This window comes from Methylobacterium dankookense (assembly GCF_902141855.1).
Taxonomy (GTDB): Bacteria; Pseudomonadota; Alphaproteobacteria; order Rhizobiales; family Beijerinckiaceae; genus Methylobacterium; species Methylobacterium dankookense.
Genome location: NZ_CABFVH010000023.1, coordinates 47,298 through 63,662, shown reverse-complemented (window position 1 = coordinate 63,662; position 16,365 = coordinate 47,298). Strand labels below are relative to the sequence as shown.

General features: G+C 69.1%; 15 protein-coding genes. 11 read left to right on the top strand and 4 right to left on the bottom strand.

Annotated elements, in window-relative coordinates:
* Nucleotides 1-62: 62 nt before the first annotated feature.
* Both MTDSW087_RS17285 and MTDSW087_RS17280 read right to left on the bottom strand, forming a co-directional pair.
* A complete protein-coding gene (locus MTDSW087_RS17285) occupies nt 63-1,427 on the bottom strand; it encodes a sensor histidine kinase (protein ID WP_144765962.1) in 1,365 nt (454 codons plus the stop codon).
* The gene (locus tag MTDSW087_RS17280) at nt 1,420-2,100 is read right to left on the bottom strand and encodes a winged helix-turn-helix domain-containing protein (protein WP_144765960.1); all 681 of its coding nucleotides are present in this window, start codon (nt 2,098-2,100) and stop codon (nt 1,420-1,422) included. Before MTDSW087_RS17280 ends, MTDSW087_RS17285 begins: the two co-directional genes overlap by 8 nt.
* Before the next feature lie 642 nt (nt 2,101-2,742).
* On the opposite strand from MTDSW087_RS17280, the gene MTDSW087_RS30220 reads away from it, so the two are divergent.
* The 10 genes from MTDSW087_RS30220 to MTDSW087_RS17235 all read left to right on the top strand — a co-directional run bounded on the left by MTDSW087_RS30220 (nt 2,743) and on the right by MTDSW087_RS17235 (nt 10,996).
* Nucleotides 2,743-3,075, top strand: a complete 333-nt coding sequence (locus MTDSW087_RS30220; RefSeq protein WP_186383881.1) for a hypothetical protein — start codon at nt 2,743-2,745, stop codon at nt 3,073-3,075.
* Nucleotides 3,075-3,938 carry a MipA/OmpV family protein gene (locus MTDSW087_RS17275; RefSeq protein ID WP_186383880.1) on the top strand — a complete coding sequence of 288 codons (864 nt, stop codon included), beginning with the start codon at nt 3,075-3,077 and terminating at the stop codon, nt 3,936-3,938. Before MTDSW087_RS30220 ends, MTDSW087_RS17275 begins: the two co-directional genes overlap by 1 nt.
* Nucleotides 3,939-4,094: 156 nt before the next feature.
* A complete protein-coding gene (locus MTDSW087_RS17270) occupies nt 4,095-4,682 on the top strand; it encodes a Ros/MucR family transcriptional regulator (protein WP_306421677.1) in 588 nt (195 codons plus the stop codon).
* Between the two features lie 328 nt (nt 4,683-5,010).
* Nucleotides 5,011-5,670: a response regulator transcription factor gene (locus MTDSW087_RS17265; RefSeq protein WP_144765956.1), complete on the top strand. Its 660-nt coding sequence runs from the start codon at nt 5,011-5,013 to the stop codon at nt 5,668-5,670.
* Nucleotides 5,667-6,962, top strand: coding sequence for a sensor histidine kinase (locus MTDSW087_RS17260; RefSeq protein WP_144765954.1), 1,296 nt, complete (start codon nt 5,667-5,669; stop codon nt 6,960-6,962). Before MTDSW087_RS17265 ends, MTDSW087_RS17260 begins: the two co-directional genes overlap by 4 nt.
* Before the next feature lie 92 nt (nt 6,963-7,054).
* Nucleotides 7,055-7,831 (top strand): COG4705 family protein, encoded by a 777-nt coding sequence (locus tag MTDSW087_RS17255; protein WP_144765952.1) that lies wholly within the window; start codon nt 7,055-7,057, stop codon nt 7,829-7,831.
* Nucleotides 7,832-7,899: 68 nt separating this feature from the next.
* Nucleotides 7,900-8,307, top strand: coding sequence for a hypothetical protein (locus MTDSW087_RS17250; RefSeq protein ID WP_003596871.1), 408 nt, complete (start codon nt 7,900-7,902; stop codon nt 8,305-8,307).
* Nucleotides 8,308-8,336: 29 nt separating this feature from the next.
* Nucleotides 8,337-9,119, top strand: a complete 783-nt coding sequence (locus MTDSW087_RS17245; protein ID WP_238178711.1) for a COG4705 family protein — start codon at nt 8,337-8,339, stop codon at nt 9,117-9,119.
* 28 nt (nt 9,120-9,147) lie between these two features.
* Nucleotides 9,148-9,924, top strand: coding sequence for a COG4705 family protein (locus MTDSW087_RS17240; RefSeq protein WP_144765950.1), 777 nt, complete (start codon nt 9,148-9,150; stop codon nt 9,922-9,924).
* Nucleotides 9,925-10,222: 298 nt separating this feature from the next.
* Entirely contained in the window at nt 10,223-10,996 is a 774-nt protein-coding gene (locus MTDSW087_RS17235; protein ID WP_144765948.1) for a phosphatase PAP2 family protein, read from the top strand.
* Between the two features lie 16 nt (nt 10,997-11,012).
* On the opposite strand, the gene MTDSW087_RS17230 is transcribed toward MTDSW087_RS17235, so the two are convergent.
* Together MTDSW087_RS17230 and MTDSW087_RS17225 are read right to left on the bottom strand one after the other, a co-directional pair.
* The gene (locus tag MTDSW087_RS17230; protein ID WP_144765946.1) at nt 11,013-13,679 is read right to left on the bottom strand and encodes a PAS domain S-box protein; all 2,667 of its coding nucleotides are present in this window, start codon (nt 13,677-13,679) and stop codon (nt 11,013-11,015) included.
* A 130-nt stretch (nt 13,680-13,809) separates the two neighbouring features.
* A complete protein-coding gene (locus MTDSW087_RS17225; RefSeq protein ID WP_144765944.1) occupies nt 13,810-15,171 on the bottom strand; it encodes a sensor histidine kinase in 1,362 nt (453 codons plus the stop codon).
* A 644-nt stretch (nt 15,172-15,815) separates the two neighbouring features.
* On the opposite strand from MTDSW087_RS17225, the gene MTDSW087_RS17220 reads away from it, so the two are divergent.
* Complete coding sequence (locus MTDSW087_RS17220; RefSeq protein WP_144765942.1) at nt 15,816-16,049, top strand: hypothetical protein; 234 nt, start codon at nt 15,816-15,818, stop codon at nt 16,047-16,049.
* Nucleotides 16,050-16,365: the final 316 nt, after the last annotated feature.

Below are 16,365 nucleotides of genomic sequence, written 5' to 3'. Positions count from 1 at the left end.
GCTCACGGCACGGCGCGGCGTTCATCGGAAACGCGGCGACGGTCCTGAACGACGGTCAGGGGTCACCCCCCGAGCCGAAAATCCAGTTCGACCCGCAGCCCGGGTCGGTTGTCCGAAAGGGACATGCGCGTTTGGTGAAGGTCTGCGATGGCCGCCGCCATGCTGAGACCAAGCCCGTTTCCGGGCGTGGTCCGGCTTTGTTCCAGCCGGTAGAAGCGGCGGAACACCTTCTCGCGCTCCGGGGTGGGAATGCCCGGACCGGCGTCGGACACGCTTGCGTGGCCGATTCGACCGTCGTCGCTCCGTTTCAATTCCACCCGAATGCCCGTTCCCGCCGGCGTGTGCCCAATCGCGTTCTCCAGCAGGTTGGCGAAGAGTTGCGTCAGCAATTCACGGTCGCCCTCCACCGTGATGCCAGCGGCCAGGGCGACCGCGAAGGGGCGGCCGCCATCCTCGATGGTCGGTGCGTAGGCCTCGCAGACGGTCTGGACGATGTCGGTCAGATCGACCGACTGAAAGGCCGAGCGTCGTGCGCCGGCCTCGATCTGGGCGATCCGGAGAAGGGCCGAGAAGGTTGCGAGCAGACCGTCCGCCTCGACCATCGCCCTGGCCACGGCCGCGTCGTAATCCGCCATCGTCCCGCTATGCCGACGGGCATCCTCAAGGGTCTGGCGTAGGCGTGCCAGTGGTGTCCGCAAGTCGTGCGCGACGTCGTTCGAGACTTGGCGCACGCTCTCCATCAGCGCGCAGATCCGGTCGAGCATGAGGTTGAGCGTCGCCGACAGGCGGTCGAAATCGTCGCCCGATCCGGTTCGGGCGATCCGGCGCGACAGGTCGCCGGCGTTGATGGCCTCGGCCGTGCGCGTGACCGCATCCAGGCGGTTGAGGAGCGTCCGGGAGAGCAGCAGGCCGGTCCCGAGGCCGAGCGCGAGCGACATCGCCAGCACGACGTAGAAGGCCCCCGAGACGACGTCCTCGACGTCCTCGACGCTGTCGAGGTCGATGGCCGCGACGAGCAGGCTGCCGTCCGAGAGCGGTCGGACCGCCGCGAGCATGGTGTCGTAGGGCTTGCGCCCGATCTCATGGACCACGCTGCCGCCGGGCCCGGCCTCGTCCCGGGATGCCTGAGCGAGGGCGGGGTCACCCGTGGCGACTTGTCCGTCCCGCCCCAGGATGGCGTAGTGCAGGCGGTTCTCGCGCATGGCGAACCGCGCGGAGACGAGCTTGCGCAGGTGCTCCGGCCCGCGCTCACGATACTGCGTGAAGAGTTCCGCCGCCTCGCTCTCGATGCGCGCGCGCGCCTGCCGCTTCAGCGCGTGGGTGACGAGGGCTTCTGCCGTGAGGCCAATGACGGCCACCAGCGCCACGAAGACGAGCGTATGGAGGAGTGCGAAGCGGAAGCCGGCGCTGCGCGCGGCTCTAGGCAAACGTGGCACGTAGCAAATACCCGGTCCCGCGCACGGTCTCGATCAGCTCGGGCTCGAAGCCCTTGTCGACCTTCGAGCGAAGGCGGCTGATGTGGGTTTCCACGATGTTGGTCCTGGGATCGAAGTGGAACTCCCAGACTTGCTCCAGCAACATGGTCCTGGTCACCACCCGGCCAGCGTTGCGAAGCAGGTACTCCAGGAGCCGAAACTCCCGGGGTTGCAGGTCGATCTCCCGGCCCCCGCGTCGGACCTTTCGGGAGATCAGGTCCATCTCCAGGTTGGCCGCCCGCAGGACCGTGTCGGCCTGCACCACCGGGCGCCGCCGACCGAGCGCGTGGACGCGGGCGAGCAACTCGACGAAGGCGAAGGGTTTGACAAGGTAATCGTCGCCTCCCGCTTCGAGCCCTGCGACCCGGTCCCCGACCCCCGCCATCGTCGTGAGGAACAGGACCGGCGTCTGCACCTCGGCGGCCCGCAGGGTCTTGACGAGGCCCAGCCCGTCGAGTCCCGGCAACATCCGGTCGACGATCAGCACGTCGTAGGTTCCGCCCGCGGCATGGAAGAGGCCGTCCCGACCGCTGTCGGCATGATCGACGACGTGCCCCTGCTCCCTCAGGCCGCGGCTGATGAAGCGAGCCATCTCGCCGTCGTCCTCGATCACAAGGACCTTCATCGTCTCGGCTCCCAGCGGCATACGGGATGTTGGACCGGGCTCGGCACGTAGGGCCGAATCGCCGGCTTTTCGACCGCAACCTAGAGCCGGTCCCCTTGAGGGTCGACGCACCTGCGCCCGCTGCGCCAGGTCACCGACTATACCAATCCGTATACTTGCGGTCACAGCCTCCCAAGGTCCGCTGCGCTTTGATCGGCCGCGCCGCATGAGCGGGAAAGGACCTTGCCCGCCGATGGTTGCGCCTTCCGGGACCAGACACGCCTACCGAGCCTGCACGCTTCCCGTGCCGGCCCGCAGCCAATCCACCGCAGCGTTCATGCTGAGCTTGTGCCTAGGGGCCATCACGGCAGCGCTCTGCGCAGACGCCGGTCACATCCGCATCGGCCACGGCGACCGGACGCCGGGCTTTCCCGACAAGACCGCCTGGACCTCGCGGACCTTCTCCCGCGGCGCGGCGCTGGCGTCCGACTTTGTAGCCGCGACGCGTTCGGTCGGCCCGGCGGAGGGGCGATGATGTCCCCGCCCGGCTTCCGTCGGCGGGGCCGACTTGTCGGAACGGCCGTATTCGCCTTCGGCATCCAAGCTGCGCTGACGGGACCCGCCGGAGCCGGCGGCTCATCGCCAGCTGGCCTCTTGGATGGCTTGGTCGCCGGATGGGAAGCCTTCACCGGATCGGTCGCGCGCCGTTTGTCGGACACCGCGCAGGCGGTCGCAGACATGCCCGCCATGGACCTGACGCCTCCCGTCACCGTCATCCGCGGGCGGCGGTCCTGCCCGATCCCCGCGCCCGGGCGAAGTGCCGACTGCGCGGCGGCCGCACTCCGGCTCTGCAACGAGCAGGGCTTCCTGTCGGGCCAGGAGCTGGACATCGAATCCGGCCAGGTATGCAGGGGCACGCAGTTGGGTCTTTGGGGCGGCCAACCCGGAACCCCGTGCAAGTTCAAGAACTGGATCACCGAGGCGGTCTGCTGGTAATGGATCGGCCTGCCCTCCCGCCGCGGTGCGGCCAGCGGCGTCTGGCCGCGTTCTGCCTCGTCGGCGCGTTCCTGAGCCGACCCGTCTCGGCCGCGGACGCAGGAAGCGGCTACGCGCTCCCGCCGGCCGGCGCGCAATCGCGCATCGTCTCCCTCGGCGTGTTCTCCCTATACGGGCCGCGGTATCTCGGCGCGGAACGCGACGGGCCGTTCGCATACCCGACGCTCGGCATCCGTCGCCCCGACGAGCCCTTCGCCCTCGATTCGCCCGACGACGGCTTGAGCTTCGCGGTCCTTGATACGTCGCGTCTCAAGCTCGGGCCTGTCGCGAGCCCGCGCCAGGGTCGCGATGCGGGTGTCGACCGCCGCTTTGCCGGCCTCGATCACGACCCCTGGGCCATCGAGGTCGGCATCTTCGTCGACTATTGGCTGCTGCCGGACCGGTTGCGGACGCGCGCCGAGTTGCGCCACGGCCTGCGGGGACGGGACGGCTTCGCCCTCGATCTCTCCGCGGACCTGTTCGAACGAACCGGGCGGTTCACACTCTCCATCGGTCCCCGGCTGGGCCTGCTGGACACCGCCCTGGCACAATTGCAATTCGGGGTCAGCTCGGCCGCGTCGGCGCGCACGGGGTTCTTCGCACCTTACGCGGCCTCCGGAGGTCTGCAGACCGTCGGCTTGAGTTCGGCCGTCGCCTATGACTGGTCGGACGCATGGCGAACGACGCTATACGGGCGCTACGACCGCCTCGTCGGGGACGCGGCCGCCAGCACCATCACGCAGCGTCTCGGAGCCGTCGACCAATTCACGGTCGGGCTCGGGATCACCTACTCCTTTCGCAGCGACCTGCCATTCCTGCCGTGATGTCAGTGGCGGCCGGCTCGCAGACTGTTCTCGCCGCAGCCAACGGCGTTAGACCGTCTCGCCCGGGACGGCGCCGTCCAGTTCGCGAGCCTCGGTCGCACGGCTCTCTTGGCAATTCCGTCTCGATTGCCACCACGGGTCCAAGTCAATCATCCCATGGCCGCCTGCTCGACGGTATATCAGTCGAAGATGGGAGCGGCATCGAGGGACGATCTAGCCGAAGGTCTATGCAGCGAAATGGCGCAAAATAAAACTATGCCCAATCGTAGTCCGCACCGCTCTCATGGCGATCAAAAATACAGATCCAAAAAACTCACACTGTCGAGAATGTGCAATATGCCAAGATTTCACCTCGAAGATACCGAAGAGCGTACGTATCTCACAACGAGCATAGTTTGCGCCTATGTGCGAAACAATGCCGCCGCACCCCGTGAGGTGCCTCGCCTTATCGCGTCCGTCCACTCGGCCTTGACGGGCTTGTCGGGACCCGTCGAAACGGCGTTCGAACGGCCGCCGAAACGCTCGCCGGCGGAGGTGAGAAGTTCGATCACGCCGGATGCGCTCGTCAGCTTCATCAACGGCAAGGCCTACGCGATCCTCAAGCGGCATTTGGCCAGCCATGGATTGACCCCCCGCTCGTACCGGGAGCGCTACGGCTTGCCTGATGACTATCCCATGGTGGCGCCGCAGTATTCGAAACGTCGGTCGACGCTGGCAAAGGCGATCAGGTTGGGCCAGAGGTGAAACTATCCGAAAAAAGATCGTCTGCGCCGCATTTACGGCGTCGGCCTCTCCGGTAATGCAATTCCGGGTCGCGCAGCGCCGTCCCCTGATTGAGGACGGCGCTGGGCGAAAGGCGTATCGGCGGTGCCGGAACCCCTGTGCGCCCGCCCACCGTTACCTCGGGCCGGCCCACGATGGTCCTCCGGTCGCCCCTTGAGCGGTCTTGCCGCCGAGGATGTCGAGCTGCAGGCTGGACCGGTCCATGGCGGGGATCCGCACCCGTTGCGGCTAGCCGAGCGGTGACGGCCTGTACGCCGCCGCGAAGGTTCCGACACGAACGAAGCGACCGATGCGCGTGCTGCTGATCGAGGACGACCGCATGATCGGCGAAGGGCTGTCGCACGGCCTTGCCGCCGAAGGCTATTCCGTCGACTGGGTGCGCGACGGACCCACGGCCGAAACGGCGCTGCGGGTCGGCGGCCATGCCCTGGTCCTGCTGGACCTCGGCCTGCCGGGCGCCGACGGCCTGCAGGTTCTCAGGTCCGCGCGGACGGCGGGCAACGACACGTCGGTGCTCATCATCACGGCGCGGGACGGACTCGACAGCCGCGTCGCCGGCCTCGACCTCGGGGCCGACGACTACCTGGTCAAGCCGTTCGAGATGCGCGAGCTGCTCGCCCGGATGCGGGCGATCCTGCGGCGGCGGGCCGGGCGGGCGAGCGCGCGGCTCGTGGCCGCCGAGACCGAACTCGACACGGAGAGCCATGTGCTATCCCACGCCGGGACCGTCGCGGTCTTGTCGGCGCGAGAATACGCCCTCATGCACGCGCTCATGGAGCGACCGGGGCGCATCCTTTCTCGGGCGCAGATCGAGGAACGCATCTACGGGTGGGGCGAGGAGGTCGAGAGCAACGCGGTGGACGCCCTGATCCTTACGGTCCGCCGCAAGGTCGGCAAGGGCGTGATCCTCAACGTCCGCGGCGCAGGCTGGATGGTGCCCAAGCCATGAGGGCCGCCTCCTTGCGCCGCACGACGCTCGGCTGGATGACCGCCCTGCTCGCCGGAATCGGCTTGGCCGCGATGGTCGCGGCCTATGCCCTCGCGCGGATCGAGGCGGCCGATTTCCTCGACGGGCAGTTGCGGCAGGTCGCCCTCAACGCCGGTCCCGGGCTCCCGGACGCGGACGCGCCGCCCGCCGCCGACCAGGACCCGGAGGACCAACTCGCCGTCACCATCTGGAAGGACGGGCAGGTCCTGCGCGACGACCGCGGCGTCGACGTCCGCCACCCCGACCGCACGGGATACGCGAACGTCGTCATGGGCGGCGAGCTCTGGCGCACCTACACGACCGCCAACGGCACCACGACGGTCCGGGTCGCCCAGCGCGACGTCGTGAGGGCGGAGTTCGCACGCAATGCGGCGCTCGGTGCCGTGGCCCCCCTGCTGCTCCTCGTTCCGCTGTCGTGGATCGTCGTCGGCTGGGCGATGAACCGGGCGCTCGGGCGGCTCGACGGCTTGGTGCATGACCTCGCCGGGCGCGGCGCCGCCGCCCAAGGCCCCTTGCCGACGCGCGGCGTGCCGACGGAGGTGGCGCCCCTCGTCGAGGCCATGAACGGGCTCATCCTTCGCCTGCAGGCCGCTCTGGCCGCCCAGAAGCGGTTCGTCGCCGACGCGGCGCACGAACTGCGTACGCCGCTTGCCGCGATGCAGATCCAACTCGACTCCCTCGGCGGGCCTGCCGGTGGCGGGGGCGACGCGCGGCGTATGGCGCTGGCGGACGGCCTCCGGAGGGCGAACCGGCTGGTGGATCAATTGCTCCGTCTCGCCCGGCTCGACGACGGTGCCGAGGCCCGTCCTGCATCCGTCGACCTCGGCCAGCTCCTGCTCGACTGCGTCGCCGACCACGTCGTGCTCGCCCAGCGCAAGGACATCGACCTGGGCGTGCATATCGAGACACCCGCGACCCTTCACGCATCGGAGGACGAGGTCCGCGTCCTGTTCGCCAACCTGGTCGACAACGCCCTGCGCTACACGCCGTCGGGAGGCCAGGTCGACGTCCGTCTGCTGAACCGGGACGGTGCGTGCGTCGTCACGGTTCGGGACACCGGCTGCGGGCTGCCGCCGGGAAGCGAGGGCCGCCTGTTCGACCGCTTCTTCCGGGCCGCGCCACCGGAGGTCGAAGGCACGGGGCTCGGGCTCGCCATCGCCCGCCGCATCGCGGAGCGCAACGACCTCGACCTGACGGTCGAAAACCGACGCGACGGGCAGGGTACCCTCGCAACCGTCAGACTGCCGGCCTGAGGCCGAGCCCGCGGCTCCTCCGGACGAAGCTCATTCTGCCCTCATTCTGGCTCGCTATCACCGTGCCCGACCATGACGGACGGGAGACGGGGATGAGCGAGATCCAGCGCCAGGTCTTGAACAAGGTACCGGAGGTCACCGCGGCCTTCTGGGTCATCAAGATACTGTCCACGACCGTCGGCGAGACCGGCGCGGACTACCTCGCGGTGAACGTCGGCCTGGGTGCCGCCGTCACCACCACCCTCACGGCCGGCCTCCTCGCGGCCGTCCTCGCCCTGCAGGTGCGCGAGCGGCGCTACAAGCCCTGGACCTATTGGTCGACCGTCGTCCTCGTCAGCGTGGTCGGCACGCAGGTCACCGACATCCTGACCGACAAGCTCGGCGTGAGCCTCTTCGTCAGCACCGGCGTGTTCGCGGCCGCCCTCGCCGCCGTGTTCGCCCTCTGGTACGCGACCGAGCGGACGCTCTCGATCCACGCCATCGTGACCCGGCGCCGCGAGGCGTTCTACTGGCTCGCCATACTCCTCACCTTCGCGCTCGGCACCGCCGCGGGCGACCTGGCTACGGAGGCGTTGGGGCTCGGCTTCAATCTCGGCGTCGTCATCTTCGGCACGATCCTGGCCGCCCTCGCCCTCGCCTGGCGCCTCGGCGCGAACCCGGTGACGACCTTCTGGCTCGCCTACATCGTCACGCGCCCCCTCGGCGCATCGCTGGGCGATCTGCTGTCGCAGGCACGGGAATACGGCGGCCTCGGCTTCGGCACGGCCTCCACCAGCCTCGTCTTCTTCGCCGTCATCGTCGCCCTGGTGACGTCCCTGAGCCTTGTCTCCGGACGCCCTGGCGAGCCGGCCGGACAGCGGCGGGCCTGACCGTCCGCCGCCTCCAGCACCCCCATCCTCCAGTCCTTCCAACGCCGCACGACACGGAGCGAACGACCATGCGCAACATCCTCCTCGCCGCCATCGCCGCGACGGTCATCGGTGCCACGGCCGCCCCCCTGGGCCTGCTGGCGATGCAGGACGCCGCCGTCGGAGCGACGCCAAAGGCGATGGCGGCCTCGAAGCTCGGCGACCTCTCCAAGTTCCGGACCATCGTCGTCGACGTGAAGGCGATGACCGACCGGGGCGACCTCGCCGCCGCCAAGACGCGCATCAAGGACCTGGAATTGTCCTGGGACGCGTCCGAGGCCGGCCTGAAGCCGCGAGCCGCCGCCGACTGGCACGTCGTGGACAAGGCCATCGACCGCGCCCTCGACGCGCTGCGGGCGTCGAACCCCGATCCGGCCGCCTGCCGTCGCGCGGTCGACGACCTGCTCGCCATCATCGACCAGACCCACACCGCATGAGCCGGCCCTCGCTTTCCCACGGCAGCCCGATGCAACCGACCGAGCGACCCGGACACATCGAAGCCGCCAAGGTGCCCGAAGCCACCGCCGGGTTCTGGGCCATCAAGATCGTGGCCACGACCCTGGGCGAGGTCGGCGGCAATGCCGTCGCCCTGACGCTCGGCCTGGGCTATCTCGCCGGCACGGCGATCTTCGGGACCGTCCTTGCCGTTCTGCTTGCGGCGCAGATCCGGGCATCCCGCTTCCATCCCATCCTGTACTGGGCCGTGGTCACCGCGACGACGCTCGCAGGCACGACGCTCGCCGACTTCTGCGACCGGTCCCTCGGCATCGGCTACCTCGGCGGATCCCTGATCCTCCTCGCCTCGGTCGTCGCGACCCTGATCCTGTGGAAGCGCACGCTCGGCACGGTCGCCGTGGAGACGGTGCGGTCCCCGCAGGCCGAAGGTTTCTACTGGGCTACGGTCATGTTCTCCCAGACGCTCGGCACCGCATTGGGCGACTGGATGGCCGACAGCAGCGGGCTCGGGTACAACGGGAGCGCGCTCCTCATCCTCGTCGCGCTAGCCGTGGTCACGGCCCTCCATCTGCGAACGCGTGTTTCCAGGCCCATGCTGTTCTGGACGGCGTTCGTCCTGACGCGGCCGCTCGGCGCCACCCTCGCCAACTCGCTCGACAAGCCGGTCGCTTCCGGCGGCCTGGGCATCGACGACATCACGATCTCCGGCGTGCTCGCGCTCGTCATGGCCGGGCTCGTCCTCCTCATCCCGCAGCGTGCCGGTCGCCGGGCGGCCTGCGCCGACGCGCCGTGAGGTTTTTCTCGAAGAAGGAGCAGGTCCGATGGACGACCGTTACGAACGCGCCCTGAGCAAGGTACCCGAGGTCACGCTGGGCTTCTGGATCATCAAGATCCTAGCCACGACGCTCGGGGAGACCGGCGGCGACACCGTCACCATGACCCTCAATTGGGGCTACCTCGCCGGCACCGCCCTGTTCGCCGTGCTGCTGGTCGCGCTCGTGGTCGCCCAGATCATGTCGAAGCGGTTCCACCCAGTCCTGTACTGGTCCACGATCGTCGCCTCGACCACCTTCGGTACGACGATGGCGGACTTCGCCGACCGGTCGCTCGGCATCGGATACACCGGCGGGTCGACCCTGCTACTCGCCTGCCTCGCGGCCGTGCTCGGGCTTTGGTACGCGACCGAGGGCACCGTGTCGGTAGACACGGTTTCGACCCCGCGGGTCGAGGCGTTCTATTGGGGGGCGATCACCTTCTCGCAGACGTTGGGCACCGCGCTTGGCGACTGGCTCGCGGACACCGGCGGCCTCGGCTACGAGGGTGGCGCCCTCGTCTTCGCGGCGGCGCTCGCGGTCGTCATCGCCCTGTACTATCGGACCTCCGTTTCACGGGTCACGCTCTTCTGGGCGGCGTTCATCCTGACCCGCCCGCTCGGGGCCACGGTGGGCGATTTCCTCGACAAGCCGGTCGCCAACGGCGGGCTGAACCTGAGCCGGCCGCTCGCTTCCGCCGTGATCGCGGCCTTCATCGTGGCGCTCATCGTCCTGCTACCGCAGCGGGCCGGCCGTCATCCGGGCGCGGACGCGACGGCGTCATGAACCTGCGGTCGACACCGCATGGCGACGCGCCGGGGCCCCGCCCTTGTCCGGCGCCGCGGCGACTTCGTCCACGGGGCCGTGCGCGCGGTCGGCCCCCGATCCGTGGAGTTCGCACGGATGCCGGCGGCCCGGGGACGGCGGCCGCGCGCATCCCGAGGCCGGGCCAGAAGCTCTCGCCGTGGGTCAGGGCCGCGGTCCATCGACGATCCTTGCATCCCCGGTCCGGCCGCCTCGCCCCACGGGCGACGCGCGTCAGCCCTGGGGCGGCGTACCGAGGTCCGGCCGGGAGGCGAGGCGGATGAACGAATTAAGTGCCTGGGCAGCAGCCGTGACGCGCCTCGGGAAACGGGAGCTCGGCCTCGTGGCGACGCTGTTCTGCGTCGCCGCACTCCTCCTTGCGTTCGGCCTCCTCGCCGGCGAGGTGATGGAGGGCGATACCATGGCGTTCGACACCCGGGTCGCGCGCTTCTTCCGTCCACTCGGCGCCGCCGGCCCAATCGGGCCGGCCTGGGTGCACGAGATGGCGCGCGACGTGACCTCCCTTGGGAGCATGGTCGTCCTGTGCTTCCTGCTGGCTGCGACCGTGGGGTACCTGCTCCTGGTCCGCAGGCGTGGGACTGCCCTCCTGGTGGTGGGCTCGATGCTGGGCGGCACGGTCATCAGCTTCGGCCTAAAGCTGCTCTTTAACCGCCCTCGTCCCGACATTCCCGGCGGCATCCAAGTGTTCACAGCCAGTTTTCCCAGCAGCCACGCCATGCTCTCTGCGGTGACCTTCCTGACGCTGGGGGCGATCATGACGAGGGTCGCAGCGGGCGCACGGCTGAAGGCGTATTTCATGGGGCTCGCCGTCTTCCTCACCGTCGTCGTGGGGCTGAGCCGCGTCTACATCGGCGTCCACTACGCGACCGACGTGCTGGCGGGCTGGTGCGTCGGGTCGGCCTGGGCGGTGCTGTGCTGGATCGTGGCGCTGCGCCTCCAGCGGCGCGGCCAGGTCGAAGCGTCGGGGGCGGCCGGTGAGCCCGACCGTACGGCTCATGCGGATTCGAAGCTGTCCGTTCGGACCTTGCGTTAGCGTCGCCTTACGGCGCTCAAATGGCTCGGCCGTGCTGCCGGATCACCCGGTTCAGGGTGCGCCCGAGTTGGTCGGCGGCGTAGGGCTTGTGCAGCAGCTCGAAGCCGTCACCACCTCCCTGGGCCAGCGCATCGCTGTAGCCGGACGCCAGGACGACCGGCAGGCCGGGGAGCCGCCCGCGCAACAGCTTGGCCATGGCGAGGCCGCCCATGCCGGGCATGACCACGTCCGAGAACACGACGTGGAAGCCGGCGCCATCCGGGCCGAGCCGGTCGAGGGCTTCCTCGGCGTTCGCCGCCCAGTCCGTCGCGAAGCCCAAGTCCTGGAGGATCTGCGTGGCGAATCGCCCGACCTCGACGTTGTCCTCCACGACCAGCACGCGGCGCCCGGCTCCTGCCGAGGTGGCCTCGTCTCCCGTTTCATGTCTGCCCGGCTCCGGGGCGGCCTCGATCTCGGGCAGGTACAGCGTGAACGTGGTCCCACGCCCCGGAGCACTCTCCACGTTCACGTCGCCGCCCGATTGCTTGGCGAAGCCGAACACCTGGCTCAGGCCCAACCCCGTTCCCTTGCCGACTTCCTTCGTGGTGTAGAACGGCTCGAAGATGCGTCCGAGGCGCTCCGGGGCGATGCCCGTGCCCGTGTCCGACAGCGAGACCGCCGCGAACGGCGCGGGGCTGCCGCCGTGACCGCGGATCGAAGGCATCCCCTGCAAGCAGGCCAGCCGCAGGGTCAGCGTGCCCTCGCCGTCCATGGCGTCGCGGGCATTCACCGCCATATTGATGAGGGCCGTCTCGAATTGGCTTATGTCGGCCAGGACGTGACAGGGCCGCTCGGGCAACTCGGTCAGCACGTGGATGCGCGAACCGGTCACCGTGTCGAGCATGTCGGCCACGCTTTTCAGGCGGTCGCCAACCTCGAACACCTCGGGCTTGAGCGCCTGCCGCCGGGCGAAGGCCAGGAGTTGCCCGGTCAGCTTGGTTGCGCGCTCGACCGTGTCCGAGACCGCGTCCATGTAGCGCCGTCGCCTGTCGTCCGGCAGGTCGGGGCGCCGCAGGAAGTCGACCGACGACCGGATGATAGTCAGCAGGTTGTTGAAATCGTGGGCCACGCCCCCGGTCAGCTGACCGACCGCCTCCAGCTTCTGCGACTGCCTGAGCGCCGCCTCCGCCTCGCCCAGGCGGGCGGTACGCTCCTCGACCCGCTGCTCAAGCGTCGCGTTCAGGGCAGCGAGTTGCCCCGCTGCCTCGCGCAAGGCGGCATCGGCGCGCACGCGCTCGATGTGCGCCCAGCAGCGCTCCGTCACTTCGCGGACCAGCGCAAGATCCCCGTCCGACCATAGCCGGGGAACGCGGTCATGGACCGCCATCAGGGCTGTCAGGCGCCCATCCTTGATCAAGGGCATGCAGATTGTCGCGCTGATGCCGATGGCCTGGAAGGCAGCCGCCTCCTCCGGTGCGAGTTCCGCCACGTTGTCGTTGACGATGAGAGGCGTGCCCGCACCCAGGTTGCGAACCGCGAGCCGACCGAAATCCGCGAGGCTGTAGTGGCCGACGATGCTGGGGGAGCCCTCCGCCGCCCAATCGCCGCGGATCGTGAACCCGTCCTCGTCCGCGTCCATGTCGGCATACGCGCAGTTCGACAAGCCGAGGTGCTCGGCGACCTTTCGGGTGGTGGTCGCGAGGATGGCATCGGCATCCGTGCTCCTGGCGGTCTCCTTGCCGAGGGCGTCGAGGAAACGGAGCCGAGCCTCGTTTGCCTGCCGGGTCTCCTCGGCCCGCCGCCGTTCCGTGATGTCGATGGCGGTACCGAGGGCGCGTACGCACGCTCCGCCCGCGTCGAACAGGCCCTTGCCCTTGGCCGCGACCCAGCGGACGACGCCGTCCTCCTTGCCGACTGTGCGGTATTCGACGTCGTAGGTCGCGCGCCGCGCCGGGTCGAGGGCTGAGGCGAATGCCGCGCTCGTCACCTCCAGGTCGTCCGGGTGAAGGCCGGCGTAGAAGTCGGCCATGCTGCAGGCCACGTCCGGCGAGATGCCGAACATCGCCTTGGTCCGGTCCGACCAGGTCAGCACGTCGGTCGTCAGGTCGAGGTCCCAGGTCCCCACCTCGGCCGCCTCTGTGGCGAGCCGTAGCGACTCCTCGCCGAACGCCAGCCGCTCCAGGTTGGCCCGCCGCTCGGCCGTCAACGCCGCGTTCTTGTCCTCCAGCACGATGAGGCGTTCGCGCTCGACCGTCACGTCTAGCTGGCTTGCGAAGAAGTAGGCGAGGTTCCCGCCCGCGTCGTTGACCGGCGCCAGCAGCAGCCGGTTCCAGAACGGCGTTCCGTCCTTCTTGTGGTTGCGGATGTCGATCTCGATGGACCTGGGCGCGGAGATGGCCGCGCGGATCAGGCGGACTGTCTCCGGGTCGGTCTCAGGGCCCTGCAGGAAGTGGCAATTGCGCCCGAGGATCTCCTCCCGCGCATAACCAGTCAGGCGGCAGAAGGCATCGTTGACGAAGACGATGGGATTGTCCGGCCGGCGCGGGTTGGTGATGACCATTGGCATGCGCGTTGCCCGCACGGCAGCGGGGAACGGGTCGGTCCCGCCGTCCATTCCGGCGAGTTCGGCCTCGATCCTGGCTTGGTCGCGCCGGAGCCGCTCAGGCGTCGCGCGGTATGGGGGTGGCTTGACCGTGTCGTCCATCAGGCTTCGATTCTAGCAGCCGTTGCCACAATTCGCAGCGGGGCCGGGCGCGGCGGCCGCCGGATCCGCCAAGTCGCCCGGTGAAATTTTTACAACCGAGCGACCTCCGAAGGCGAGGCGCCCGACCGGACTACGCCAGGACGGAGGCCGGCAGCCTTACCGTCACGGTCGTCCCGCCCGCGCCACTTGCCATCGCGAGCGTTCCGTTGAGCTGGCGGACGAACGCCTCGACGAACCGGGACCCGAGGCCGGAACCCGGGCCGCTGGTCGCGTCCAGTCCAATGCCGTCGTCGGCGACCGTGAGCACCGCCTCACCGTCCCGGCGCCTGAACCCGAGGAGGATGCGGCCCCCTCCGGACGGAAACGCGTACTTCACCGCGTTGGTGGCGAGTTCGTTGACGATCAACCCGACCGTGACCGCCTGGTCGGCGACGATGGACAGCGGTTCCGCCTCGACGTCGACGGCGATGCGGGCCTCGACGCCGAGCAGGCTGGAACGCAGGCTTCCGGCGATGCCCTCCAGATATGGCCCCATCGCCACCGGGCCGAGCGTCGAGGAGCGGGAGATCACGTCGTAGAGCTCGGCCACGGCGCCGATGCGGCCCTGCATCGCGCGGTAGCCCTCGACGCAGGGCTCGGCCGCCCGGCGGATTTCGTATGACACGAACGAGGTGATGATCTGCAGGCTGTTCTTGATGCGATGGGCGAGCTCGGCGGCGAGAAGGTCGCGGTGCCTCTCCAGCAGTCGTGCCTCGGTCACGTCCTCGAAGACCAGGAGCAGCCGGGTGATATGGTTGCCGGGACGGTGGACCTTGCGGGCGTTGAGCTTGAAGATGCGCCGACCGAGTCCCGGGAACTCGTCCTCGACCTCGAAGCCGTCGATGGCCGTATCGTCGGGCACGATCCGCCCGAGCAAGTCCTGGAGCCGCCCGACCCGCCACTGGCCTTGCGACAGGTCGTAGAGCGACGTGCCGACCATAGTCCCGACGTCGAGGCCGAACATGCGCAGGAAGGAGCGGCTGGCACTGACCACGGTCATGTCGGCTTCGAGGACCACCAGCGGGTCTCGAACCGTGTCGACGATGCCCTGGGCGAGAAGTCGCTGTCGCTCGGCCTCGGCCCGGGCCTCGTGCTCGCCCGTGACGTCGTCGATGGCGAGGAGCAGGTATGGAACGTGGCCGTCCTCCCTGAACACCTTGCAGGCGTTGAGGCGCATGCACTTCACGCCGATGCCGGGAAAGTCGTGCCCGACCTCGTAGCCCTCGACGGTCCCGTCGCGCGGCACGATTTCGCCGAGCAGCGTGCGCAGTTCGGGGATCTCCCACTGGCCGTTGCCGAGCTCGAACAGCGGCCGTCCGACCGTCGCCTCGGGCTCGACCTGGAAGGTGTTGTAGAAGGCGCGGTTCGCCGACTTGACCCTAAGGTCCATGTCGAGAACCAGCAGGCCGGTCCGGACGGTGTCGACGATGTCTTGCGGGCTTACCGTGTCCATGCGTCCACCGTCGGGTTCGAAGCTACCCGTCCGCACGGTCCACGAACCCTAGCCGACCGGTGGGACGCGAGTCCGCGCAGTGGATGCGGGCGGGTTCACACGGCCGTCTCATTTCCCAACCGTCCGCCACCGGAGCCGGGGGGGAGAAGTCGCAAGATTATCCTGGGCAACCTAACAGGGCGCCGCCGCTTGCGGCAATGGCACAGGCTCCAAGCCATTGTGCCGCAGTCCTAACGACCGCGCCCCGATGCTTTGCGGGTGGCGGACCAGCATCCCAGGCGCCGTTGCCGGGGGTCCCTCTGGACGACGGCCTCGGCGAGGTTCGGCGCACGCTGGCGGCCACCAGCACCGCGAGCTCGATCACGCGCACGGCGTCGAGGACCGACATCAACACGACCGCACGGTGGTGCGCGAGTGTCACCGCCACGGCGACGCCCGCAAGCGCGCCATCGTGGAGGAGCACGGCCCCCGTGTAGCGGAACGTCGACCCAGGGCTGGGACGGCGGCATCGGCGGGCGGCCCAGTCCCACGCTCCTCGAAAGGTCGGCGAACCCAGCGTGACGGTTGCCTGAACGGCGGTTTCAGAACGCATTCAACGGCGGCGGCGCAACCTGCCGTCATACGAATCCCCGGAGGATACAGCGATGCGGCGACACCTTGCAGGCTTGATGGCCGCGGCCATCGTCATCGCGCCGGCCGCGGCCTCGGCCCAATATTACGAGCGCGGCTATGGCGAACGGCGGTCGCACGATCATGTCGAGGTCTACCGTCACGGCGACCATGACGACGTCGTAGTCCGGCACCATCACACGCGCCGCGACGAATACGAGCCGCGCCGGTTCGAGCGGCACCATCACCACCACGACTTCGACGACTGAGGTCGCAGGCCGGAATTGGGGGCGGCGCATGGGGAGTAACGTGCGCGGGAGGCTTCGCGGGCGCGTACCCGATGCCCGCGGCCAGGCGCGAAAGCCCGCGAGTTCGGGTAGCATCCGCATGTCCGCACCGCCTGCATGGACGGGCCGCCCGGAGAACCCCTATCTCCTGCCGGGCATGTCGTGCCTGTACCCGTGCGTATGCCAGTCGTTGTCCACGTGCGCGGGCTTGCCGTAGGGCCAGCTTCTCCCCCGCCGGAGCGCGAGCCGTTGCGGTGGGTTGGTCCGCCGGACACGGCTCCGGTGTTCAGGACCGTTC